The sequence below is a fragment of the Rhodopseudomonas sp. genome, from assembly GCF_036404135.1.
In the GTDB taxonomy this organism is placed as follows: domain Bacteria; phylum Pseudomonadota; class Alphaproteobacteria; order Rhizobiales; family Xanthobacteraceae; genus Rhodopseudomonas_A.
The window spans coordinates 20873-44511 of record NZ_DASWPE010000152.1; the positions used below are offsets into that span (position 1 = coordinate 20873).

Consider the following 23639-nt stretch of genomic DNA (forward strand, 5'->3'; position numbering starts at 1 on the left):
CCACTGTCGCACCAAGAGACGTGGCGTTGCGAACGGTTCGCGCGCCTGCGGGGACTTATTTGGTGGGGCGCGCTGACATGACGACATCCTTTCGCCGGGGCCGGCTGCCCCTGTTGTCCGCGCTGGTCGCGGCGGCCGAACTGGTCGATTTCACTTCCGGCGCGGCGGCGCAGCCGCCGGCAAACGGCTCCGACCTTCCCGCAGTGGTGATCGAGGGCCGCAACGTCAAGCCGCGCGCCGCGGCGAAACGCGTGACCCGCGCGCCGGCGGTTCAACCGGCGCCGGCGGTTCAGGCGCCGGTTGTCGACACCGCGCCGAAAGAAAGCGCGCGCGGTCCGGTTCGCGGCATCGTCGCGCAGCGCAGCAGCACCGGATCGAAGACCGACGCCGCGATCCTGGAGACGCCGCAATCGATGTCGGTGGTGACCAAGGACCAGATCGCCGCGCAGGGCGCCCGCAGCGTCGCCGAGGCGTTGCGCTACGAGCCCGGCGTGGTGTCGGAAAGCCGGGTCGGCGATCGGTTCGACAATGTGTTCATCCGCGGCTTCGGCGGGTTCGGCGCCAACGCCAACTACCTGCATTTCTGGGACGGGCTGCGGCTGCCGCGCGGCGTCTCCTACGCGATGCCCTCGGTCGATCCCTATCTGCTGGAGCGGGTCGAGATCCTGCGCGGACCGGCCTCGGTGCTGTACGGTCAGAACAATCTCGGCGGCATGGTCAATCTGATCAGTAAGAACCCCACCGCCACGCCGCAGGGCGAGGTGATGGCAAGGTTCGGCGATCACAACCGCTACGAAGCCGGCTTCGACGTCTCCGGGCCGCTCACCAAGGATGGCGACCTGCTGTATCGGTTGATCGGGCTCGGCCGCAAGGCCGACACCGAGGTTAACTACACCACCACCGAACGCGAGCTGATCGCGCCGACCATCACCTGGCGACCGTCGGTCGACACCACCTGGACGATCCGCGGCAGCTACGACCACGATCCTTCCGCTTATCAGCCGAACTGGCTGCCGGCGCTCGGCACGCTGCAGGCCAATCCCAACGGCCAGATCCCGAAGAACTTCTTCTCCGGCCATCCGGCCTTTAATGAATACGATCGCACCCAGACCTCGATCGGCTACGAGTTCGAGCACCATTTCGACGAGATCTGGAGCGTTCGCCAGAACCTGCGCTACATGGAGGTCTCCAGCGACTTCAGGGCGCTGTCGGTCACCGGGTTCGGCGCCGGCTCGACCTGCGGCGCCGGCAGCAAGACCAATCTCTGCCTGGTGCGCACCACCACGCGTTATATCGAGCAATTGAAAGCCGCCTCGCTCGACAACCAGGTCGAGGCGAAGTTCGACACCGGCTGGCTGCATCACACCGTGCTCGCCGGCCTCGACTATCAGACCTCGAGCGCCAGCGCGCAGTTCGGCAACGGCACTGCGACCAACATCAACTATCTTAATCCGAACTACGGAACCCTTGTTGTGCCGGCGCTGACCAGCCGCACCGATCAGGACCGCAACCAGCTCGGCGTCTACACCCAGGATCAGGTCCGGCTCGGCAAGCTTGCCGTGGTGCTCGGCGTCCGCAACGACTGGGCCGACGCCACCTCGGTGACCTCGGCGATCGCCACCGGCAAGACCACCAGCAGCGCCCGGCCGGACGATTCCGCGGCGACCTGGCGCGCCGGGGCGACCTATCTGTTCGACAATGGCATTGCGCCCTATGCCAGCTACTCGACCTCGTTCGAGCCGACCATCGGCACCGACTACACCGGGGCTGCGTTCGTGCCGACCACCGGCGAACAATATGAAGTCGGCGTCAAATATCAGCCGGTCGGTCTCAACGGCTTCTTCATGCTGTCCTATTTCGACATCACCCAGAACAACGTGCTGACGCTGGACACCACGCATCTGGCCTCGGCCTATACGCTGTGCACGGCGTCGGGAACCAACTGCCAGATCCAGCAAGGCCAGGTCCGCTCCAAGGGCGTCGAACTCAGCGGCAAGGTCACGCTGCAGCCCGGCCTCGACCTGGTCGCGGCCTATTCGCACACCGATATCGAGATCACCAAGAGCACGCAGGTGGTCAGCGGCATCGCGGTGCAGGGCAAAGCTCCGGTCGGCGCGCCGTCGGACACCGCCTCGCTGTGGCTGGACTACACGCTGCAGAGTGGCGCGCTGGCCGGCTTCGGCGGCGGCGGCGGCGTCCGCTATGTCGGCGCCTCGTTCGGCGACAACATCAACTCCGCGGCAATGCTGGTGCCGGCCTATACCTTGGCCGATCTGCAACTGCATTACGATCTCGCCGGGCTGTCGCCGCAATTGAAAGGCTGGAAACTCGCCGTCAACATGAGCAACGTGTTCGATAAGACCTATGTCTCGGCCTGCGCCTCGGCGACGCAATGCTTCTACGGCAACGGCCGCACCACGCTCGGCACGGTCAAGTACCAATGGTAGCGACCGCCGCCGCGCTGATGCCTCCGGCCGTTCGATCTGCATCGGATCACCAACCGGAGCGTCTCATGATGGCAAACGCGGTGATCCCCGGCGCGTCGGTGCGCGACATCCGTTCGAGTGCCGGGCGGGAGTACCGGATCTTCGTCTGGCAGCCGGAGCATGACGCGGCGTCGGAGTCGCTGCCGGTGCTGTATCTACTCGACGGTAATGGCAGCTTTCCGATCGCCGCGGCGGCCGCGGCGTTGCAGTCGCGGCGGCCGGAGCGGACCGGCGTGACTCCGGCGGTCGTGGTCGGGATCGGCTATCCGACCACCTCGTGGCTCGATGCCGGGCGCCGCACCTTCGATTATACACCGGCCTTGCCGCAAGACCTGCTGCCACCGCGCCCGAACCATGAGCCATGGCCGGCGACCGGCGGCGCCGAGGATTTTCTGGATTTTCTGACGCACGAATTGTGTCCGCAGATCGAGCATGAATTTTCGATCGATCGCGCCCGCAGCGCGCTGTTCGGCCATTCGTTCGGCGGACTGCTGGTGCTGCACGCACTGTTCTCGCGACCGGCGCTGTTTCGCAGCTATATCGCGGCCAGCCCCTCGATCTGGTTTGCTCGCGAGCGGCTGCTTGCGCAACGCGAGCGCTTCCTGGCGAGCGCGCCGCAGCAACTGCCGCGGCGGTTGCTGCTGACGGTGGGCAGCCTCGAACAGATCGGCGCGGGGCAGGACCCGCACGATGCCTGGGTTCGGCGCAACCGGATGGTGGAGAACGCCTCCGAACTGGCCGGCGCACTCAGCGGCGCCGACGCCGCCTTGCTCGCGGTGTCGTTCACCGAATTCGCCGACGAGGACCACGGCTCGGTGCTGCCGGCGGCGATCAGCCGGGCGCTGCGCTTTGCATTGGGGGCGGCATGATGCGTGTTCGCGGGCGCGATGCGGCGGCAAGATCGATTGCGGCGCTGCTGCTGCTGGCCTTCGCCTTGACGCTCGGCGGAGTGATCTTGCCGGCCCGCGCCGATCAGCCGATCGAGGTCACCGACGTCACCGGCCGCAGCGTGACCTTGCCAGGCCCGGCGCGGCGCATCTTGCTCGCCGAAGGCCGCCAGATCATCGCGCTGTCGCTGATCCATGACGCCCCCGTCAGTCTGCTGGCCGGCTGGCTCGGGGATTTTCGCAAAAGCGACCCGGAGAGCTACGCGCTGTACCGGGAGAAATTCCCGGCGATCGACGCGGTGCCGGTGCTCGGCCTCGGCAATGACGGGACGTTTTCGGTCGAGCAGGCGATCGCGATGCAGCCGGGTCTCGCGGTGCTCGGCGTCAGCTTTGCGCCGGGTGGTCGCGCCAACGACGTGGCGCGGCAGCTGGAGGCGGCGGGCATCCCGGTGGTGTTCACCGATTTCTTCGTCGCGCCGTTCGACAACACGCTGCGCAGCCTGCGCATCCTCGGCCGCGTCACCGGCCGCGACGCGCAGGCCGGAGCCTATGCCGCGTTCTACCAGGCCCATATGGATCGGATCGCCGAGCGGTTGGCGCGCAGGACCGCACCGCGGCCGAGCATTCTGGTCGAGACCCATGCCGGGATTTCCGATTGCTGCCACGCCCCGGGTGCCGGCAATATCGGGCAATTCATCGCCTTCGCCGGCGGCGACAGCGTCTCCGCCGCGGTGTCGTCAGCGCCGAGCGCGCAACTGGGATTGGAATATGTGATCGCGCAGAATCCGCAGATCTATGTCGGCACCGGCGGCGCGCATCTGCAAGCCTCCGGCGGGCTGGTGATCGGTCCGGGGTTTGATCAAGCGACGATCCGCACGCGGCTGGCGGCGGTGGTGGCGCGGCCGGGCTTTGCCGAACTGCGCGCGGTGCGCGAGCGCCGGGTCCACGGGCTGTTCCACAACATGCTGTCGACGCCGTTGAACTTGCTGGCGACCGAGGCGCTCGCCAAATGGATCAACCCGGAGCTGATGCAAGACATCGACCCCGATGCGACGATGGCGGAGATCAATGCGCGCTTTCTGGCGGTGCCGATGCGCGGAACCTATTGGATCGATCTGAAGTGACGCAGCCCATGTCTCAGGATTTGTTGCCTCAGGAGTTGCGCCGGTGACGATGACGTCGCCGCTCAGCGCCGTGCCGGCACCCAGCGAGGCCAGCAAGGCTATGGCGCGGGCCTATCAGCGCGTCATCCGCCGCCGTATCGCGGTTCTGCTGCTGTTGGCGCTGATCAGCGTCGCCGCCTTCGCGATCGATCTCGGCACCGGCCCCTCCAGCCTCGGCCTGTCCGGCGTGATCCGCGGCGTTTGGCAGCCGGGGTCGTTGTCGGGCGCACACGCCGCGATCCTGTGGGAGGTGCGGTTGCCGCAGGCGCTGCTCGCGGTGCTGGTCGGGCTCGGGCTCGCCACCGCCGGCGCCGAGATGCAGACCATCCTCGGCAATCCGTTGGCCAGCCCGTTCACGCTCGGGGTGTCGTCGGCGGCGTCGTTCGGCGCGGCGCTGGCGATCGTGCTGGGGATCGGCATTCCCGGGGTGCCGCAGAACTGGATCATCTCGGCCAATGCCTTTGCCTTCGCCTTCGTCTCGGTGCTGGTGCTGCAATCGGTGGTGCGGATGCGCGGACCCGGCACCGACATCCTGGTGCTGTGCGGCATCGCGCTGTTCTTCACCTTCAACGCGCTGGTGGCGCTGACGCAGTTTCTCGCCAGCCAGCAGGCGTTGCAGCAATTGGTGTTCTGGATCATGGGCAGCCTGTCGCGGGCCTCCTGGGACAAGCTGCGGCTGCTCGCCGTGGTGCTAGTGGTGACGCTGCCGTTCTCGCAGCGCGCCGCCTGGCCGATGATGGCGCTGCGGCTCGGCGAGGATCGCGCCCGCAGCCTCGGCATCAATATCGGCCGCTTGCGCTTCATGTCGCTGCTACGGATCAGCCTGATGACCGCCACCGCGATGGCGTTCGTCGGCACCATCGGCTTTGTCGGGCTGGCCGGGCCGCATATCGCGCGGATGCTGATCGGCGAGGACCATCGCTTCTTCCTGCCGGCGAGCGCGCTGACCGGCGCCATCATCATGTCGCTGGCCTCGGTGGCGAGCAAGAGCATCATCCCCGGCGTGCTGGTGCCGATCGGCATCGTCACCGCGTTGATCGGGCTGCCGGTGTTCTTTTCGCTGATCTTCAGCCGGCGAGGCTCGCTATGATGGCCGCGCCAGATCTGCGGATCGGCAATCTTTGCGCCGGCTATGGCGGGCGCCGGATCATCGCCGACCTGTCGCTGCCGCCGATCGCGGCGGGGCAGATCACCGCGCTGGTCGGCCCCAACGGCGCCGGCAAGACCACGCTGCTGCGCGCGCTCGCGGGACTGGTGCCGGCCACGGGGATGGCGCGTCTCGGCGCCGACGACGTGCTGGCGATGGACGCGGTGGCGCGCTCGCGGCTGATGGCGTTCATGCCGCAATTCGTGCCGCAGCGGCTGGCGTTGAGCGTGCTGGAATCGGTGATCAGCGCGTTGCGGGCGTCGCCGGCGCAATCGGCCGATCCGAGCCCCGATGGATTTCGCGACGCCGCGTTGGCGACGCTGCAGCGGCTCGGTATCGTCGAATTGGCGATGCGGCCGTTCGATCAATTGTCCGGCGGGCAGCGCCAGCTCGCCAGCCTGGCGCAGGCTTTGGTGCGCTCGCCGAAACTGTTGTTGCTGGATGAGCCGACCAGCGCGCTCGATCTGCGACATCAGTTGCAAGTCATGCAAATCGTGCGCGAGGCCGCCCGCGCCGGCGCCATCGTGATCGCGGTGCTGCATGATTTGCAGGCCGCGGCGCGCTGGGCCGATCAGATCGTGGTGCTGCGCGGCGGCGCGTTGTATGGCGCCGGCGCTGCCGCCGTCACGGTCAGCGTGCAGATGCTGCGCGATGTCTACGGCGTCGCCGCGACCGTCGAGACCACGGCGCAGGGCGCGCTTCATATTAGCGCGGACATCCTGATCGATTAGCTCGCCGTGAACGGCGCGGATGTAGGACGCCAGCCTGGCTGGTTCCGAAGCGGCGACAGGTGGTCGCTCATCGGTCGGGCGGCGGCAATTCAAAACGCTTGCGTCTGGCGACAAGCGGTGCTCAAATTAAACTCACGGTTGTTATTAGCGTGGCGGGTTTGGCCGGAATTTTGAGGCCTGCTAAGTAGTTTTGATATCAATGTTTTTTGATGGACGGACGATGGTTTCTCGAACCGTCGACCGCACGAAACCAGTTTTGGCACGCTGTAGCCGTTGCAACGTTTCGCGCCGGGGCGTCGCCCGAGGCCCGGCTCTCCGGTCAGGAATCTGGATCGCAGAATTGTCGAGACCGTCATGGAAAACGACGAGCAGCGCGACTATAACCGGAAATTCGTCGAGCGCTTCCTGGCGCGCAGGCCCGCGCAGCGCGAGCGCTACCAGAAGGCAATCGAGGCCGAAGCGCTGGCGCCTCGCGTGCAGGCCGAGGCGGTGGGTGGCATCGCCGCATCGCCGGTCGACGTGGTTAACGAAACCATCGTCCGCGAGCAACGCCCGGTGCTGTTCGTCAGGAATGACTGGATCGATACCGTCGAGGTGAGCCTGGACGGCGACGAGGCCAGGGATCTGGTGACGGATTTGAACGCCTCGCGCACCGCCGTCGAACCGATCATGCCGCTGGTCGGCCGCATCGACGTTGTCGACTTTCCCGGCAATCTGGATTTCGTCGGCACCGCATGGTTCGTCGCCGCCGACATCGTGGTCACCAACCGGCATGTCGCGCAACTGATCGCGCAGCAGGACGGCCGGCGTTTCGTATTTTCGCGCGGCGTCGCCGGCAAGCCGATCTCGGCCTCGCTCAATACCGTGCACGAATTCGACGATCTGGCGGCGAACCAGGGGCGGGTGTTTGACGTCAAGCAGGTGCTCTATATCGAAAAGACCAGCGGCCCGAACGATATTGCGTTCATCCAGGTGGCCCGAACAGTCGACGGTGCACGGCCGGCCTTCATCGCGATCTGCGACAGTAATCTGGCCGTCAATGCCCCGGTGGTCACCATCGGATATCCGGCCAAGGCGCCCAAGCGCATGATTCCCGATCAGGCATGGATGAAGCAGCTGTTTCGAGACCGTTACGACGTCAAGCGCGCCGCGCCTGGGCTGATCATGGCCGTCGAACGCAACAATGCGGCGGAGCATGACTGCAGCACGCTGGGCGGCAATTCCGGGGCGGCGGTGATCGATCCGAAGACCGGGCGCGCCGCCGGGCTGCATTTCGCCGGGCTGTACAAGCAGGCCAATTACGCGGTGCCGGCCTCGGTGCTGAGCGACTACATCAAGCGCGAGCGCTGGCGTGAGCCGCCGGTGCTGGAACTGAACCGTGGCGCGCCACTGCCGCGGCCGGGCAGCCAAAGCGTCGCGCAAGGGCCAGCGCCGCCGCAGCAGCCCTCGGCTGCGCCGCAGGTCGTGAGCGCGACCGGCGGCGTCGAAATCAGCATTCCGCTGATCATCCGGGTTTCGCTGGGCCAACCGCAGACGTCGTCCGGCGGGGGCGCGCCAGCGTCGGGTTCAAGCGCGCCGCCTTCGGGCGCCGCGCCCGACATCGAGACCGCGGTCGCGCAATTCTGGAACGCACGCCCGGATGGCGTGTTGGCGGCGCGGGTCGGTTTCCTCGATGACGGCGAGGCGATCGGCGACGCGCCCTGCATCGCCGCATCGGTGTTGCCGTCACGGCTGGCCGCGGTCGCCGCCGCCGTGCCGTCGCAGTTTCAAGGCTTTCCGGTGCGCTATTTTCCGGCCAGCGTCGCCGAGCAGATCGAGGCCGGCCCGGCCGTGGAATCCGTCGACTCGATCGCCTATGACGACGACGCCCGCAGCGGCGAGCAGTTCTCCTTTGCCGAGGTCAACGAGCCTATGACGATCCGCGCCCATGTCGGGCCGGAATATTCCTGGGACGAACTCAAGGCGTTCCTGGCCGCGGCGCCCCGCACGCTGGTATCGGCGATGTATGAGTTTCACGCCGCGCACATCAAGGACGCGCTGCAGGAGCGGCTGGACAACAACGTGGCGCTGCAACTGGTGCTGGACAATGCCAGCTTTTCCAAGGTGAAGGATCCGGACGGCGAGTTCGATCGTATTCCGACCTTCAAGGCGTGGGAGAAATTCGCCGGCTTCGAGCGCATCGTGGCGCCGGAAGGCACCTCTGGGCTGATCTCGGACGCCTATCACATCAAGGTCACGGTGCGCGACGACGACGTGTTCTGGCTGTCGTCGGGGAACTGGAAGGCGGAGTCGAGCCAGCCGATCATTACCCAGCAGCAGCGCGACGACGCCGCCGATACCGATCTGCCCGGCAACCGCGAATGGCACGTCGTCATCCACAACGCCACGCTGTCGGGGCGCTTCCGCAGTCATATCCAGCAGGATTTCAAACGTTCGACCGATCTCGGCGGCGGCGTGGTGCCGAAAAGCAAGATGGTGAAGGAGGTCGAGGTTCCGCTGGAGGAGGGCGTCGAGCTGGAGCGCCGGCCGCCCGGCCGGGTCGTGGAGCCGCTCGAGATCACCCGCAAGGTCAAGGTCAAGCCGCTGCTGACGCCGGACCGCGAGGGCGCGGTGTATAGCGAGGCGGTGCTCGATCTGATCAAGTCGGCGCGCAACAGCTTGCTGTTCCAGATCCCCTATATCGGCATGCCGTCGAACCCGCGGCAGGATCGCGGCTACATCGACGAGCTGATCAAGGCGCTGACCCAGAAGCTGAAGACGCTCGACGACGCGCGGGTGATCCTGCGCACCGGCGGCGCGAAATACTCCGACCCCACCCACGCCGCCTGGTACTTCAAGTCGAAGGGCGTCGACATCGCGGAGCGGCTGCGACGGATCGACGACAGCCACACCAAGGGCATGATCGTCGACGGCCAGCGGATTTTGCTCGGCAGTCACAACTGGAGCAAGCCGGGGGTGACGCTCAACCGCGACGCCTCGCTGATCTTCGACGACCAGGAACTCGCCGGCTATTACGCGCAGGCTTTCGAGATCGATTGGGCGCGCGCCACCGCGATCCGGCCCAAGCAATTCGTCAAGGCGGAATCCGTGGCGACGCCGGGCGGCGAATTCGCCGTGGTGCCGCTGTTCCAACGGGTCAGCCTGCAGGATCTGCCCACGGAGGGCTGAGCAGCATGCCTACGCCGAACGAGGTCTCGGAGCGATTTGGCCGGGTTCTCAGCAGCGTCTGCAGCATCCAGACCGGCGGCGCGCCGCTCGGCACCGGGTTTCTGGTCGGGCCGGACACCGTACTGACCAATTTTCACGTGGTGGAGCGGATCATCGATGCCGTGGGCCAATTGGTGCAGCCGGCCAATTGTGTGTTCGACTATCAGAAAAGCGCCGACAATTCGGTGAAGCTCGGCACGCCGATCCCGGTGCTGCGCTGCCTCGACTGGAGCGGCTACGGCCAGGCCGAGATCACCGATCACATCAACGACCCGATGCCGACCGAGGACCAGCTCGACTACGCCTTGCTGCAACTGGCGCAGCCGGTCGGCCAGATGCAGCCGCCGGGCCGGGTGTTGCAGCGTCGCGGTTGGATCGACCTGTGGGACACGCCGTGGGAATCCCTGCCGCCGCCGACCGACGGCGTCGCGGTGTTGCCGCGCGGCGCCCGGGTGATCGTGATCCAGCACCCGCTCGGCGCGCCGCAGGTCTACAAGGCCCGCGAATTTATCGGCGACAACGCGCTGCACACCAGGATGCGCTATGAATACATGACCGGCCCGGGCTCATCCGGCTCGCCCTGCCTGACCGAAGAATACAAGCTGTTCGCGCTGCATCACCTCGGCGATCCGAACTGGAACGCGATCGTCGCCTCGCAGGGCGTCCCGATCAGACTGATCCGGCAGCGCATCGTCAAGACCCAGACCACCGCGATTCCGAAATACGACGTGCTCGCCGATGCAAGGCAGCAGGCGCCATGGAGCGGGCTGTTCCAGCTGCTCGGACAATATCCGGACGCCAAGACGGCGATCCGCGACAGCGGCGCAACGATCAAGACCATCACCGAGCGCACCGCCGATCTGCGACGGCACAAGGCCATCCATGACGTGCTGCAGACCATTCAGGGAAATTTCCCGATACTGATGTCGGCGCTGAACGAGCCCGATCAGAAGAAATCCCGCGACGGCATCCGGATGACCGCGCTAATCATGCGGCAATCCTGGCGCAACTATTCGACCGAGGCCAACGAACTGAAGGAAGCCGGCCGGGCGCGCGGCCTGCACGAGATGGACTGGATCGACGAATTCACCGGCGCGCTGACCAGCCTGATCGAGGCCGACCGCATCATCGACAAGATGGGCGCTGCCAAGCTGATCCAGAAACACCTGCGGTTTCAGCCCTCCGAACTCAACGGCAAGGTCCGGCTGATCCTGCGCGACCTGCCGGTCGATCAGTTGCTCGATCTGTTCGAGACCGTGATCCGCTCGATGGACCTGCAAGACGCCGTGTTGCGCACCGTGGTCAGTACCGGCCCGGACCGGCTGCGGGCGCATTGGGAAGCGCTGCGCAGCAACGTCGCCGACCACAATTCCTGGCAGGATCTCGATAACGATCTCTCCATGCTGCAGGAAATGCAGGTCACCGAGCAGTTGCAGCAGCGCTGGTTCGAGGCGACCTGGGAAAAGGCCTGGCCGAAGGCCTCGGCGCTGTGCCAGGCGAGTGCGGCCGATGATTGGGCCGGCGAGATGCTGCGGCACGGCGGTGTCGTTGCCGCCGACATCGCCGCCAGCAAATGGGATCTGGTGCTCGAACATTTCGACCTGTTCCGCAGCGACATGACCAATCGCTTCAGCCAGGTCGACAAATCGCTGCTGTCCGGCAGCGAGCAGATCATTCTACTCGGCAACCCGCTCGCGGCTTTGGTGGAGGCGAGTCTATGACGACGCTGCTGTCGGCCATTTCGCAGGGCCGCGCCTTTGCATCCTTCGTTGAGTTGCAGCAGGCCAATCTCGAACTGCTGGAAGACAAGGTCGATTCGACCGATGGCAATGGCAGCGGCGGGCATCTCGACAAGGTGGTCGAATTCATCGGCAAGGCGGTGGTCACCGGCAAAATCCTGCAGCGGCCCTCGGAGCGCAAGGCGGCGCAGGCCGCGATCGAGTACTGGACCACCTCGTTGATCCTGTCGCGGGAATATTCATCGGGGGCGGCGTCGGAAGCGCTTTCGTCGGCGGACCCGGCGGCGCCGACGGTGGCGGTGCTGGCGGATTTCGATCCGCGCACCAACCGCAGTCTCAGCCGCGACCGATCGCCCTATAAGGGGCTCGATCCGTTCACCCGCGGCGACGCCGACGATTATTTCGGCCGCGAGGACGCCGCCGAGGAATTGCTGAACCGGATCGAGGGGCCGCGCCCGGTGGTGCTGCTGCTGGGGCCGTCCGGCAGCGGCAAATCCTCGCTGATCAATGCCGGCCTGCTGCCGCGGCTGGAGGACAAGGGCCACAAGGTCGTGGTGGTCGCCTCGCCGGGCCGCGAGCCGCTGGCCGCGATCCTTCGCGCGATCAGGCCGGGCGCCGATCTGGCCGCGATCCGTTCCGAGGAGCGCGCCATCGTCAAGACGCCGGGCAAATTGAACGATGCGCTGACCGCGTTCGATCCGCAGGCGATCCTGATCATCGATCAGTTCGGCGAGGCGCTGGCCAGGGCGGATGTGCAGCCGTCGCTCGACGTCATCGGCCGGGCGTTAGCGTCGCTCGCCGGCAGCCACAAGCTGTTGGTCTGCCTGCGCGAGAGCCAGCGGCTGCAGTTCGAGAAGATCGCCGGGATCGGCGATGCGGCGCATTCGCCGGCCAGCCTGTTCAGTCCGCCGCCGCCGTCGATCTACGAGTTGCGCAGCATGATCGAGGGGCCGGCCGAGCAGGTCGGGCTGCGGTTCGGCGTCGGCGTGGTCGACGATCTGGTGCGCTCGGTGGCGGGAAATCCAGACGCGTTGCCGCTGCTGCAATTCACGCTGAACAAATTGTGGGACTACAAGGACCGCGACGAGATCACCCAGGCGGTCTATCGCGAGGTCGGCTCGCCGCGCGAAGCGCTGACCAGCACCGCCGAAACGGTGCTGCAGCAGTTCTCCGATCCGAAGAAGGATCTGGCGCGGCGGATCTTCCTCAAGCTGGTGGTGCCGGCCGGCGACAAGGACTTTGTCCGCAACCGGGTCGGCCGCGACACGCTGGCGCTCGGCGAGGATGCCGCCGCCGTCGGCGAAATCCTCGACGCCTTCGAACGGGCGCGGCTGTTGCGGCGGCTGTCTTCGGCGGACATCGACGGCGAGGATCGGTTCGAAGTCGCGCACGAGACGCTGATCGGCTATTGGCCGACGCTGGCGAGCTGGCTTGCGGACGCCCGGCACGGCCGCGAGACGGAATCCAAGCTGATCTCCACCGCGCGGCTGTGGCTCGATAGCGGCCGCGACGAGGGCTATCTGATCACCGGCGACGCGCTCGAGCCGTTCAAGGACTATCGCAGCGATTCGATGGACGTGCGGCAGTTGCTGGAGGCCAGCTTCAAGGCCCGGGCCGATCACGAAGTGGAGTTGCAAAAAAAGCAGCGCTATGATCGCGGCGTCCGCATCGGCGCGATCGTTTCGGCTTTCGTGATCATCGCCGCGTTCGGCTTGGCGCAATACTACCAGAAGCAGCAAGAGGATCGAAAGATCGAGGAGGGGCTGCGCGCCGAGGTGCAGAAACTGACCGACCGGCTGGAGGAACTGCAGAGGACCGCGGCCGAAGGCAAGTCCGTCGACTTCAAGGCCAGCCTGGCCTCGACGATCTCGGACTCGGCGGCGCAGACCGTGATGCCGCAACCGACGCCGCAACGGCTCTCGGCTGCTGGGAATATTCTGGCCGACAGTCAGCCGGCATTGCCGCAGCCGCAATTCGATCCGAAGACCGGGGATTGTTTCGGCTACATGTGGGTCGGCTCGAAAACCAACTGGAAGCTGAAGTCCCCCGACTCTCCGGACAAGCTGCGGCCGGGACCTGCGGTGACCAACGCCAGCATCTACCTGCGGGCCGATTTTCCGACCGAGCTTCCGGAATATGCCATGGCGGTGCCGTTCGGCTTCGTGCCGGAGGGTACCGCGGTGACGGTGCAGCAGACCAAAGCCTATCAGCGCGAGACCGGGCTGCAATATTGGGCCAAGGTGTCGGCGCCGCGGAAAAGCTGCGCCAAGGTCAACATCCAGTATGCCGGCTCCGACGACCTCGCCAACCAGCTTCGCAAGAATCTGACCGCTTCCGACTTCCAGGTCACCTACGCGCCGGAGAAGATTGCAGGCGCAGCCGGCCTGTCCGAGATCCGCTTCTTTTTCAAGGAAGATACCGATCTGGCCGAAGCCGTTGCCGCCAAGGTGCGGGAGATCAATGGCGGTCGGCCGGTGAGCCTGCGGCCGCTCTTGAGCTTTGTCGGCAGCAAGCCGCTGGTGCCGGGCTCGCTCGAGGTCTGGGTCGATCTTTCGCCGGTGCTGCCGTCCAAACAGCCGGCCACCGCGACCAACAAGTAAGCCGAGGCCGCCCTGCCGCTAGCATGGAGCGCGTGATGAGCATTCCCTACGACCCCGATCGCTATCTGGTGCTGCGTATCGACGGCCGGATGCCGGCCGGGGTGAGCCGGCTGCAAAGCATGAATGCGCTGCGGCCCGAGGTGGTCGAAGAGATGCGCGCCGCGCCGCCGCGGCTGACGCTGGAAGCCACCACGCTGTCCGACCGGCAGCGCGACGCCGTGCTGCGCGATCCGAAGCAGGAAGCCGCGCCGTTGATTCCGATGGCGCTGGTGGCGCCGGCTGCCACCGCCGATGTCGATGCTGCGGCGGCGGCGCTACAGGCGGCCACGGCCGCCGGCGCGTCGTGGGGCATCGGCGCGGTGCAGGCGAAATATGCCATCAGTCCGGATCGGCCGCCGGAGCGCGATATCCCGGTGGCGATACTAGACACCGGGATCGATCGAACCCACCCCGCGTTCCGCGGCATCAAGACCTGGCACACCCAGAACTTCATCGATCCGGGGCCGGAGGGCGCGCCGAATCCCGATGTCAGCGACGTCAAGGGTCACGGCACGCATTGCGCCAGCACCGTGTTCGGCCAGGATGTCGACGGCGTCCGCATCGGCGTGGCGCCGGGGGTGACCACCGCGATCATCGCCAAGGTGCTCGACGACGAGGGTCGCGGCTCCAACGAGGCGGTCGCCGCGGCGCTGCAATGGGCGGTCGGCAAGGGCGCGCGGATTCTGTCGATGTCGCTCGGGTTCGATTTCCCGGCGATCGTCGAGCGGCTCAAGGCGGCGTCCTGGCCGGAGCGGGCGGCGGTGTCCAAGGCGTTGCAGGCCTACCGCGACAACATCCGCTACTTCGACAAGCTGGTGGATTTTCTCAACTTCGACCAGCGGCTGTTGATCGCCGCGGCCGGCAATGACAGCAAGCGCGGCGCCGGCGGCCCGGATCAGCTGATCGACGTCAGCATGCCGGCGGCGACCGAAGGCGTGGTTTCGGTGGCCGCGCTCGGCCGAACCGCGAACGGCTACGCCGTCGCGCCGTTCTCCAACGTCAACCCGATGCTGTCCGCGCCGGGCGTCGATATCGTCGGCGCCAAGGTCGGCGGCGGGCTGGTGGCGATGAGCGGAACCAGCATGGCGTGCCCGCATGTGGCGGGTCTGGCGGCGCTGTGGTGGGACAACCAGCTCGTCAGCGTCGGCGAAACCTCCGCTGACGACGTCAAGGCGAGCTTGCGGGCGCTCGCGGTCAATACCAAATTGCGACTGGCCGATCAGGGCAGGGGGCTGGCCATCGCGCCGGCGGGATGAGCCTTCGATCGCTGCCCCGATGCCCCTTGATCGCAACGAATGATTGTACTTATAAGGGGGCAATCGTGCAGCACACGCGTGATGCGAATTTGCGCCCCCGCGCGACGGCGTATCCGCCGCGCCGATCCGGATCGTCATGCGTTTTAGCTTCATTCACGCCGCTGATCTGCACATCGACAGCCCGCTCGCCGGACTAAGCCTGAAGGACAAGGCGGTGGCCGCGCGCTTCGCGCAGGCCGGCCGGCGCGCGGTCGAGGCGCTGATCGAACAGACCATCGCCAGCAAGGCTTCGTTCCTGATCATCGCCGGCGATATTTTCGACGGCGACTGGAAGGACGTCTCGACCGGGCTGTTCTTCGCTCGCGCGCTCGGCGCGCTCGATCGCGCCGGCATCCCGGTGTTCCTGGTCAAGGGCAATCACGACGCCGCCAGCGTGATGTCGCGCGATCTGCCCTATCCCGGCAGCGTCAGGGTGTTCAGCGCCGGCAAGGCCGAGACCGTGGCGCTGGAGCCGCAGCGCGTCGCCTTGCATGGCCGCAGCTTTCCGCACCGGCTGACCGCCGACTTCGTCGAGAGCTATCCGCCGCGCCGCGACGGCTGGCTCAATATCGGCGTGCTGCATACCTCGCTCGATGGCACCCGCAGCCACGACGGCTACGCGCCATGCAGCGTCGAGGACCTCAAGCGGTTCGGCTATGATTACTGGGCGCTCGGCCACGTCCATGCCGCAGCCGTGGTCTGTGACGATCCCTGGATCGTCTATCCCGGCAATCTGCAAGGCCGCAGCGTGCGCGAGACCGGCGCCAAGGGCGCCATGCGCGTCACCGTCGAGGACGGCCGCATCGTCGAGGTGACGCCGCTGGCGCTGGACGGCGCGCGCTGGGCGCATGTGAGCGTCGACGTCGCCGGCCTCAGCGGCGAGGACGAGATGCTGGCGCGAAGCCGCGCCGCGCTGGCCGCCGCACAGGCGCAGAGCGAGGGCCGGCCGCTGGCGGCGCGGCTTACGCTGACCGGCGCCACCTCCTTGCACAATCAGCTGATAGCGCGGCGCGAGACGCTGCAGGACGATCTTCGCGCCATCGGCTTTCAGCTCGCCGCCGATTGTTGGGTCGAACAGCTCAAGGTGAAAACCAGCGCGCCGCCGCGCTCGCTCGCGGCGCAGGCCGGTGCCGACGCGCTCGACGTCGATCAGTTGTTGCGCGACGCCGCCTCCGATGCGGAGTTCGCCGCGCTGCTCGCGGAACTCACCGACACCATCAAGGCGAAATTGCCGAAGGACCTGCACGACGAACTCGATCGCTCGGAGGCGTTGCAGCGTTTGGCCGATGATGCGCGCGCGCTGCTCGCCGGAGACGCGTCGTGAGGATCGAGCAACTGGCGTTCGAGCGCTACGGCCGCTTCACCGATCGCACGCTCAGCTTTGATGCCGCAGCAGTGCTGCACGTCGTGCTCGGCGCCAACGAGGCCGGCAAGACCTCGGCGCTGGCGGCGATCGGCGATCTGCTGTTCGGCTTCGGCGGCCGCACCGGCTATGACTTCCTGCACGAGAGCAAAGCGTTGCGGATCGGCGGCAGCTTCCGCCATTCCGACGGCCGGCTGATCGCGGCGCGGCGGCGCAAGGGCAACAAGAACACGCTGGTCGACGCCAACGACCAGCCGCTCGCCGATGATCTGTTGGCGCCTTTGCTCGCCGGTGTATCGCGCGAAATGTTCAGCCGTGAGTTCGGGCTGACCGCGCAGGCGCTGCGCGAGGGCGGCCACGACTTGCTCACCGCCGGCGGCCGGCTGGCGGAGACCTTGGCGGCGAGTTCGGCCGGCATGGCCTCGCTGTCGCAGACGCGGCTTCGCTTGCAGAGCGAGGCCGACGAGCTGTTCATGCCGCGCAAGTCCGGCTCCAAACCGTTCTATCTGGCGGCCGAGCGGCGCGACGCTGCCGACCGCGCGCTGCGCGACGCCATCGTCACCCGCGAAGCGGTGACGCAGGCCGAGGCGATGGTGCGCGAGGCGCGGCAGAAGCTCGAAGCGCTGAACGCCGCGCATGCCGAGATCGGCGGCACGCTGGCGCTGTGGCAGCGCACGCTACGGGTGCGCTCGCATTTGGCGCGGCTCGACGGCATCGCCGCGGAGCTCGCGGCGCTCGCCGATCTGCCGGCGGTCGCGGCCCCCGCGCTGGCGCAATGGCGCGCCGCGCTGGACAGCCACGCCGCGCTGGAGCGCGAGCTCGGCGCGTTGGAGGCCGATGCCGCCGCCGATGCCGCCGAGATCGCGGCGATGGCGGTCGACCAGACGCTGCTGGCGGAGGCCGCGACCATCGACGCGTTGCGCGAACGGCTCGGCGCGGTGCGCAAGGCGCTGGAAGATCTGCCGAAGCGCAGGCAAGCCCGCGAGATGGCTGAGGCCCAACTTGATGAAGCCGCGCAGCGGCTTGGGCTGGCGTCGCATCAGGACGTTTTGGCGCAACTACCGAGCGATCCGGCGCTGGCGCAGGCGCGCGAGCTGATCGCGCAGACCGCGCGCGCCGAGCAGGCGATCGCCGAGGCCGCGGCGCGTTATACGCGAGCGCAGCAGGAGCGCGACGGCTTTGCCACCGAGCAGGACGACGCGAGCGCCGTGGTCGATATCGATCAGCTCCGGCAGCGCTTCGGTGCGCTCGGCGAAATTCCGGCGCAGGCCGACCGGCTGCGCCGCGACCGCGCGAATTTGCAGATCGAGAGCGACGCGCTGGCGGCCGCGGCCGCGGCGCTCGATCCCTCGCCGGGCGCGCTCGAGCAACTGCGCGCGGTGCCCGCGCCGGACCCGGCCACCATCGCCACCTTCGCCCGCGCCGCCGAGGCCGCCGACGCCGAGGTGAAACGGCTGAGCGAAGCGCTGGCCGCGACCGACGCTGCGATCGCCAAGACCGAGGTCGAGTTGACGCGGCTGTCGCACGCCGGCGTGGTGCCGACCCGCGCCGATCTGGTCCGTGCCCGCGACGACCGCGACAGCCATTTCAGCGCCTTGCGTGCCGCGCTCGCCGTCGACCCCCGTGTGGTCGAGCGCCAGCTCGACGCCGCCGAGCAGGCCTCGCAGAGCATCGACCGCGTCACCGATCGGTTGCTGAGCGATACCGAGCGCGCCACCCGCCACGAGGATGCGCAGCAGCGGCTGGCGGCGTCTCGCGACGAACGCACGCGGCAGCACGACAAGCTTGCCGGCCTGCAGGCGCGGCGCGCCGAATTGGAGACCGGCTGGCGCGGCGCGTGGGCGGCGTCAGGATTGGCGCCGCGCAGCCCAGCGGAGATGCTGCGCTGGCGCGAGCGGTTCGACGACATCGCCAAGCGGCTAGACAAATGCGACGCGCAGAAGGCCGCACTCGCGGCGCTGGCGGCGGCGCTGGAGCAGGGCAAGCTTGCGGTGCTGGGCTTTCTCGACTCTACCGGGCGCGTCGCCGATCGCGCGCTGGCGGCGGAGCTGTTGTATCGCGAGGCCAAGGCGCGGTTCGATGCGCTGCAGGGCGCCTGGGCCGACGCCAAGGCGCGCGCGGTGGCCAAGAGCCGGATCGAGCGCGATCTCACCGAAGCCAAGGCCGCGCGCGAGGCCGCGCAGACCGCGCTCGCCCGCCATCGCGCGGCCTGGCCCGCGGCGATGGCCGGCATCGGACAAGATTGCAGCGTAACCCCGGTGCAGGCCGCCGCGGCTTTGGCGGTGTGGCAATCTGTGGCGGTGCCGAAGGCCGCCTATCAGCTCGAAGGCCATCGCGTCACCGCGATCGAGGCCGACCTTGCTGCGTTCGATGCCGACGTGTTCGACGTCGTGGCGCGCACCGCGCCGGCGCTGCGCTCGGATAATACACAACAATCGCTGGCGCGGTTGGTGGACAAGCTCGACGCCACCCGGCGCGACGCCGAGACCTGTCGGCGGCTGCAGCAGGCGGCGATCGCGCGCGCCGCCAGCCGCAACGCGCTGTTGGCCCGGCGTGGCGCGACTGAAGCTGTGTTGGACGACGCCCGCCGCGCCTTCGGTGTCGCCGACATCGCCGGGCTGGCTTTGCCGCTGGAGCGCGCGCTGGCGCGTCAGCGTCTGGCGGCCGATCAGGATGCGCTGCGCCGCGACCTCTACGACATCGCCGACGGCCGCGACGACGCTTCGCTGCGCCAGGAGCGCGACGGCCTCGACCTCGACCGGCTGCCCGGCGACATCGACCGCGAGACGTTGCGGCACAGCCAATTGCTGGGCGACATCGCCGCGGCGTCGGCATCGCTGCATCAGGCGCAGGCCGATTGCGCGGCGCTGACCAAGGGCCGGGATGCCGCCGCGCAGGCCGCCGAACGCGCCGAGGCCAATGCCGAATTGCTGTCGATCGCCGAGCGCTGGTTGCTGCGCGCCGCGGCGGCGCGGCTGGCCGCCCGCGCCATCGAACGGCACCGCGCGATGGTGCAGGATCCCCTGATCGCGCGCGCGAGTTCGCTGTTCGCCACCGCGACCGGCGGCGCGTTCGCCGGGCTCGGCATCGACTATGGCGACGACGACCAGCCGGTGTTGGTGGCCCGGCGCTGTGACGGCGCGCAGGTCGCGATCGCCGGCCTCAGCGAAGGCAGCCGCGATCAGTTGTTTCTGGCGCTGCGGCTGGCGCTGCTGGAACGCCGCACCGCGGAGCCGATGCCGTTCATCGGCGACGATCTATTGACCAGCTTCGACGAGCCGCGCACGCTGGCGACGCTGCGGCTGCTCGCCGAAGCCGGCCAGCAACGCCAGATCATTCTGTTCACGCATCACCGCCACGTCGCCGAACTGGCCAAATCGCTCAACGATCATCCGATCGAGCTGATCGAATTGTGAGCTTCGCCGGTCAGCGTTCCGTCAGCTAGCGTCGGGTAAAAGGTCACGCCGACCTTGCGCGAGCGGTGTTTTGCAGCGCGGTCCGGACCACGGAGACTGCCATGAACAACACAACTCTTTTGAAACTACATCGCTGGACCAGCCTGGTGTTCGCGCTACCGCTGATCGCGATCATCGTTACCGGCCTGATGCTGTCGGTCGAGCCGATCGTGCAGGACCGTGCGCTGGCCCCCGACCTGGTTAACGCGGATCGCATCGCCGCGCTGATCCAGCGCTACGATCCAAACGGCAAGGCGCGCGGCCTGTCGATCAGCGCGGTCGGCCAGCGCCTGCAGTTGCAGGGCAGCGGGGCGCCGGCGATCGATCTGGTCAGTGGCGAGGCGGCGACCGGCAGCGACGTGGTCGGCGATGTGTTGCTGTGGTCGCGGCGCACCCATGAGCATCTGTTCGACCAGGAATGGCTGGTGATCGCTTCCACCATCGCCATGGTGGCGATCATGAGCATCGGCCTGCTAATGGGCCTGCCGCGGCTGCGCAACAGCCTGTCCGGTTGGCACAAGGGGATGGCCTGGTTCGGCATTCCGCTGCTGCTGCTGAGCCCGATCACCGCGTTGTTGATGCTGTCCGGCGTCACCTTCCAGGGCGCGCCGCCGCCGGCCGCGGCCAAGCCGCTGCCGCTGACCGACGCGGTGCGCGCGATTGCGCAATCGCACGATCTGTCCGGGCTGACGTCGATCCGCAATCGCGGCGGACGGATGATGGCGCGGATCTACGAGGATGGCGAACTGCGCGCCTACACGTTTACGGCCGACGGCGTCGCGCCGCTGCCGCGCAACTGGCCGCGGCTGCTGCACGAAGGCAATTGGTGGACGCTCTTGTCCGGCTCGCTCAACCTCATCACCTCGGTGCTGCTGGCGGGTCTGCTCGGCTCCGGCCTCGTGATGTGGGCGCGGCGCAAGCTGCGGCCGCGCACCCGGCGCGGCGTTGTCTCCGGCGGCGCCGCCGTGGGGCCCGCCGCGTAGCGCCGCCTACTTCACCGCGATCTCGATCAGCGTCGGCCCGTCGCGCGAAAGCGCCGCGGCGATCGCGGCACGGATCGCATCCGGGGTGTCGGCCTTGACCGCCGGCACCCCCATGGATTTGGACAACGCCATGAAGTCGATCGGCGGATCGTCGACATCCATGCCGACGAAGCGCCCGGCCACCGCGTTCTTGCAGCCGAGCTGCTTGGCAATGTTCTGCAACACGCCGTAGCGGCGGTTGTTGAACACGATGAACAGCACCTTGGTGCGATAGCGCGCCGCACTCCACAGCGCCTGCGGCGAATACATCGCGCCGCCATCGCCGACCAACGACGCCACCGGCCCGTCATGCAGCAAGGCGGCGCCGACCGAGGCCGGCATGTTGCAGCCGAGCACGCCGCCGCGGGCGAAGAAATAGCGCCCCGGCCGTGTCATCAGCAAGTCCTGCACCTGGCCGAAGGTCGCCGCGGAATCATTGGCGAGCAGCGTGTTGTCCGGCAGCGCGTCGGACACGGTGAGCACCGCGGCGTCGGGCGACAGCGGCGTCTCGTGCGCGGTGCCGAGAATCTCGGCGCGAATTTTTGCGATATGCGCCTGTTTGGCGGCGGCGCGCTCCGCCAGTCGCGCTGCGACGCCGGCGCGGTCGAGCAACTGCCCGAGCGTTGCGGCGGCGGTCTGCAGCGTCGCGCCGATGTCGCCGAGCAGTGCGAGGTCGGCCGGGTGTTCGCGGCCGAACGCCTCCGGATTGTCGGCGAGGTGCAAGATCTTCACGCCCTCCGGGATCGGGCGGACGTCGCGATAGGGATAGGCGACGAAGGCGCGGCCGCCGACCAGCACCAGCGCCTCGACGCTGTGCAGCCGTTCGCGGATCGCCGCGAAGTCCGGCTTCAGCACCCCGGCCCAGCACGGATGCGCCGAGGGAAACGCCGAACGCGAGGTCAGTTGCAGGCCGGCCACCGCGTAACCGCCGGCCTCGGCGAACTCCACCAGCCCCGGCGCGGCGGTGGTAGGCAGGTCGTCGCCGAGCAGCACCAGCACCTTCTCCGGCGCGTGGCGCGACAGCATCTCGGCAAAGCTGTCGGAATCCGGCGAGGGGCCAAGCCGCGGCGACGCCGAGGCCGGCGGCGTCACGCCCTCGACCGGCTGATCGAGCACGTCCATCGGCAGCGACAGGAACACCGGGCCGCAGGGCGGGGTGCGGGCGATCGCAAAGGCGCGGCGCAACGCGGCGCCGAGGTCCTCGCCGCGACGCACCTCCTTGGCCCATTTGGTCACCGGGGCCGCGAGCGCCACAAGGTCGCCGGACAGCCAGGGTTCGGTCGCCAGATGCCTGGTGTCCTGCTGGCCGGCGGTGACCACCAGCGGCGTCTCGCTGGATTTCGAGGCGACCAGCACGCCCATCGCGTTGCCGAGCCCGCCCATCGCATGCAGGTTGACGAAGCCGGTCTTGCCCGAGGTCAGCGCCCAGCCGTCGGCCATGCCGACCGCGGTGGCCTCCTGCAGCCCGAGCACGTACTGAATGTCCGGCGCATCGACCAGCGCGTCCATCAGCGGCATCTCGGTGGAGCCGGGATTGCCGAACACGTGGCTGATGCCCTCGTCGCGCAGAATATCGAGCAGGATGTCGCTGGCCCGTCGTGTCATGGCATGTCCTCGCGTGACGCTGGCACGACGATAGCCGCGACGGCGCGCCAGCGGGCGGCGAAGTGCGACCCGCTCGCGCGGCGCTTTGGCATCCGCTATGCTCAAAACATCACATCACGGCACTGGATTGCGCATGGACGAACTCGACCGCAAGATACTGCGCATTCTGCAGGATGATGCCGCGATCCAGAATCAGGATCTGGCGGCCCGGGTCGGGCTGTCGCCGTCGCCCTGTCTGCGCCGGGTCAAGGCGCTGGAGGCCGCCGGCGTGATCATGCGCTACGTCGCGCTGGTCGATGGCCCTGCGGTCGGCACCGGCTTCATCGCCTTCGTCGAGGTGCGGTTGGAGAAGCAGGTCGAGACCTATTCGAGCCGGTTCGAGTCCGTGGTGCTGACGCGGCCGGAGGTGATCGATTGCGCCTTCGTCACCGGCGAGTTCGATTATCTGTTGAAGATCGCGGTGGCTGATCTCGACGAGTTTCACCGCTTTCTCACCCAGGTGCTGGCGCGCATCGAGGGCGTCGCCAACACCCGCAGCATCATCCCGGTGAAGCGCATCAAAGAGACCACGGCGATCAAGATCGGGTGAGAGAGTTCGAAGACGAATGACCGAGGCGGCTGTGCTTGGTCGCAGCGAGTAGCGAACGTGCAGGACCTCTCCCCGCGTCGTCCCTGCGCACGCAGGGACCCATCACCCCTGGATTCCAAGATGAAGAAACGACCGCAGCCACAAGTCAAAACGCGGCTCCGCGCCGTATGGGTCCCTGCGTGTGCACTAAGGCATGCACACATCTTGGGTGCGACGGATTGACTCGGGTGTTGCTGGGGGGATTCCAGAATCGGGAATTCGTGTGATCTGTCTTGCGACACTTCGATTTTGACGGGGGTGTCGCATGCTGG

General features: G+C 67.6%; 14 protein-coding genes. 13 read left to right on the top strand and 1 reads right to left on the bottom strand.

The window, feature by feature from the left end; all coding sequences use genetic code 11:
• The first annotated feature begins 77 nt into the window (after nt 1-77).
• The 12 genes from VGC77_RS18180 (at nt 78) to VGC77_RS18235 (ending at nt 21095) form a co-directional block, all read left to right on the top strand.
• Nucleotides 78-2447, top strand: coding sequence for a TonB-dependent siderophore receptor (locus tag VGC77_RS18180; RefSeq protein ID WP_331172970.1), 2370 nt, complete (start codon nt 78-80; stop codon nt 2445-2447).
• A 65-nt stretch (nt 2448-2512) separates the two neighbouring features.
• A complete protein-coding gene (locus tag VGC77_RS18185; protein WP_331172971.1) occupies nt 2513-3355 on the top strand; it encodes an alpha/beta hydrolase in 843 nt (280 codons plus the stop codon).
• On the top strand, nt 3352-4497 hold the full coding sequence (locus VGC77_RS18190) for an ABC transporter substrate-binding protein (RefSeq protein WP_331172972.1): 1146 nt from the start codon (nt 3352-3354) through the stop codon (nt 4495-4497). The genes VGC77_RS18185 and VGC77_RS18190 overlap by 4 nt, the downstream gene beginning before the upstream one ends.
• Nucleotides 4498-4546: 49 nt before the next feature.
• The gene (locus VGC77_RS18195) at nt 4547-5626 is read left to right on the top strand and encodes an iron ABC transporter permease (protein WP_331172983.1); all 1080 of its coding nucleotides are present in this window, start codon (nt 4547-4549) and stop codon (nt 5624-5626) included.
• A complete protein-coding gene (locus VGC77_RS18200) occupies nt 5626-6414 on the top strand; it encodes an ABC transporter ATP-binding protein (protein WP_331172973.1) in 789 nt (262 codons plus the stop codon). Before VGC77_RS18195 ends, VGC77_RS18200 begins: the two co-directional genes overlap by 1 nt.
• 354 nt (nt 6415-6768) lie before the next feature.
• Nucleotides 6769-9582, top strand: a complete 2814-nt coding sequence (locus VGC77_RS18205) for a phospholipase D-like domain-containing protein (protein WP_331172974.1) — start codon at nt 6769-6771, stop codon at nt 9580-9582.
• Between the two features lie 5 nt (nt 9583-9587).
• Complete coding sequence (locus VGC77_RS18210; protein WP_331172975.1) at nt 9588-11342, top strand: serine protease; 1755 nt, start codon at nt 9588-9590, stop codon at nt 11340-11342.
• Nucleotides 11339-13960, top strand: coding sequence for a hypothetical protein (locus tag VGC77_RS18215; RefSeq protein WP_331172976.1), 2622 nt, complete (start codon nt 11339-11341; stop codon nt 13958-13960). Before VGC77_RS18210 ends, VGC77_RS18215 begins: the two co-directional genes overlap by 4 nt.
• 35 nt (nt 13961-13995) lie before the next feature.
• Entirely contained in the window at nt 13996-15255 is a 1260-nt protein-coding gene (locus tag VGC77_RS18220; protein ID WP_331172977.1) for a S8 family serine peptidase, read from the top strand.
• Nucleotides 15256-15391: 136 nt separating this feature from the next.
• Entirely contained in the window at nt 15392-16618 is a 1227-nt protein-coding gene (locus VGC77_RS18225; RefSeq protein ID WP_331172978.1) for a metallophosphoesterase family protein, read from the top strand.
• A complete protein-coding gene (locus VGC77_RS18230; RefSeq protein WP_331172979.1) occupies nt 16615-20073 on the top strand; it encodes an ATP-binding protein in 3459 nt (1152 codons plus the stop codon). The genes VGC77_RS18225 and VGC77_RS18230 overlap by 4 nt, the downstream gene beginning before the upstream one ends.
• Nucleotides 20074-20174: 101 nt before the next feature.
• The gene (locus VGC77_RS18235) at nt 20175-21095 is read left to right on the top strand and encodes a PepSY domain-containing protein (RefSeq protein WP_331172980.1); all 921 of its coding nucleotides are present in this window, start codon (nt 20175-20177) and stop codon (nt 21093-21095) included.
• A gap of 6 nt (nt 21096-21101) precedes the next feature.
• Here the strand turns inward: VGC77_RS18235 and VGC77_RS18240 are convergent, their stop codons facing one another.
• Entirely contained in the window at nt 21102-22739 is a 1638-nt protein-coding gene (locus VGC77_RS18240) for a thiamine pyrophosphate-binding protein (protein ID WP_331172981.1), read from the bottom strand.
• A gap of 133 nt (nt 22740-22872) precedes the next feature.
• Here VGC77_RS18240 and VGC77_RS18245 point away from each other — a divergent pair, with 133 nt between their 5' ends.
• Nucleotides 22873-23328, top strand: a complete 456-nt coding sequence (locus VGC77_RS18245) for an Lrp/AsnC family transcriptional regulator (RefSeq protein WP_331172982.1) — start codon at nt 22873-22875, stop codon at nt 23326-23328.
• Nucleotides 23329-23639 lie beyond the last annotated feature (311 nt).

Coding starts and splice junctions, on each gene's coding strand:
- VGC77_RS18180 (WP_331172970.1), top strand. CDS start 78: ATGACGACATCCTTTCGCCGGGGCCGGCTGCCCCTGTTGTCCGCGCTG.
- VGC77_RS18185 (WP_331172971.1), top strand. CDS start 2,513: ATGATGGCAAACGCGGTGATCCCCGGCGCGTCGGTGCGCGACATCCGT.
- VGC77_RS18190 (WP_331172972.1), top strand. CDS start 3,352: ATGATGCGTGTTCGCGGGCGCGATGCGGCGGCAAGATCGATTGCGGCG.
- VGC77_RS18195 (WP_331172983.1), top strand. CDS start 4,547: ATGACGTCGCCGCTCAGCGCCGTGCCGGCACCCAGCGAGGCCAGCAAG.
- VGC77_RS18200 (WP_331172973.1), top strand. CDS start 5,626: ATGGCCGCGCCAGATCTGCGGATCGGCAATCTTTGCGCCGGCTATGGC.
- VGC77_RS18205 (WP_331172974.1), top strand. CDS start 6,769: ATGGAAAACGACGAGCAGCGCGACTATAACCGGAAATTCGTCGAGCGC.
- VGC77_RS18210 (WP_331172975.1), top strand. CDS start 9,588: ATGCCTACGCCGAACGAGGTCTCGGAGCGATTTGGCCGGGTTCTCAGC.
- VGC77_RS18215 (WP_331172976.1), top strand. CDS start 11,339: ATGACGACGCTGCTGTCGGCCATTTCGCAGGGCCGCGCCTTTGCATCC.
- VGC77_RS18220 (WP_331172977.1), top strand. CDS start 13,996: ATGAGCATTCCCTACGACCCCGATCGCTATCTGGTGCTGCGTATCGAC.
- VGC77_RS18225 (WP_331172978.1), top strand. CDS start 15,392: ATGCGTTTTAGCTTCATTCACGCCGCTGATCTGCACATCGACAGCCCG.
- VGC77_RS18235 (WP_331172980.1), top strand. CDS start 20,175: ATGAACAACACAACTCTTTTGAAACTACATCGCTGGACCAGCCTGGTG.
- VGC77_RS18240 (WP_331172981.1), bottom strand. CDS start 22,739: ATGACACGACGGGCCAGCGACATCCTGCTCGATATTCTGCGCGACGAG.
- VGC77_RS18245 (WP_331172982.1), top strand. CDS start 22,873: ATGGACGAACTCGACCGCAAGATACTGCGCATTCTGCAGGATGATGCC.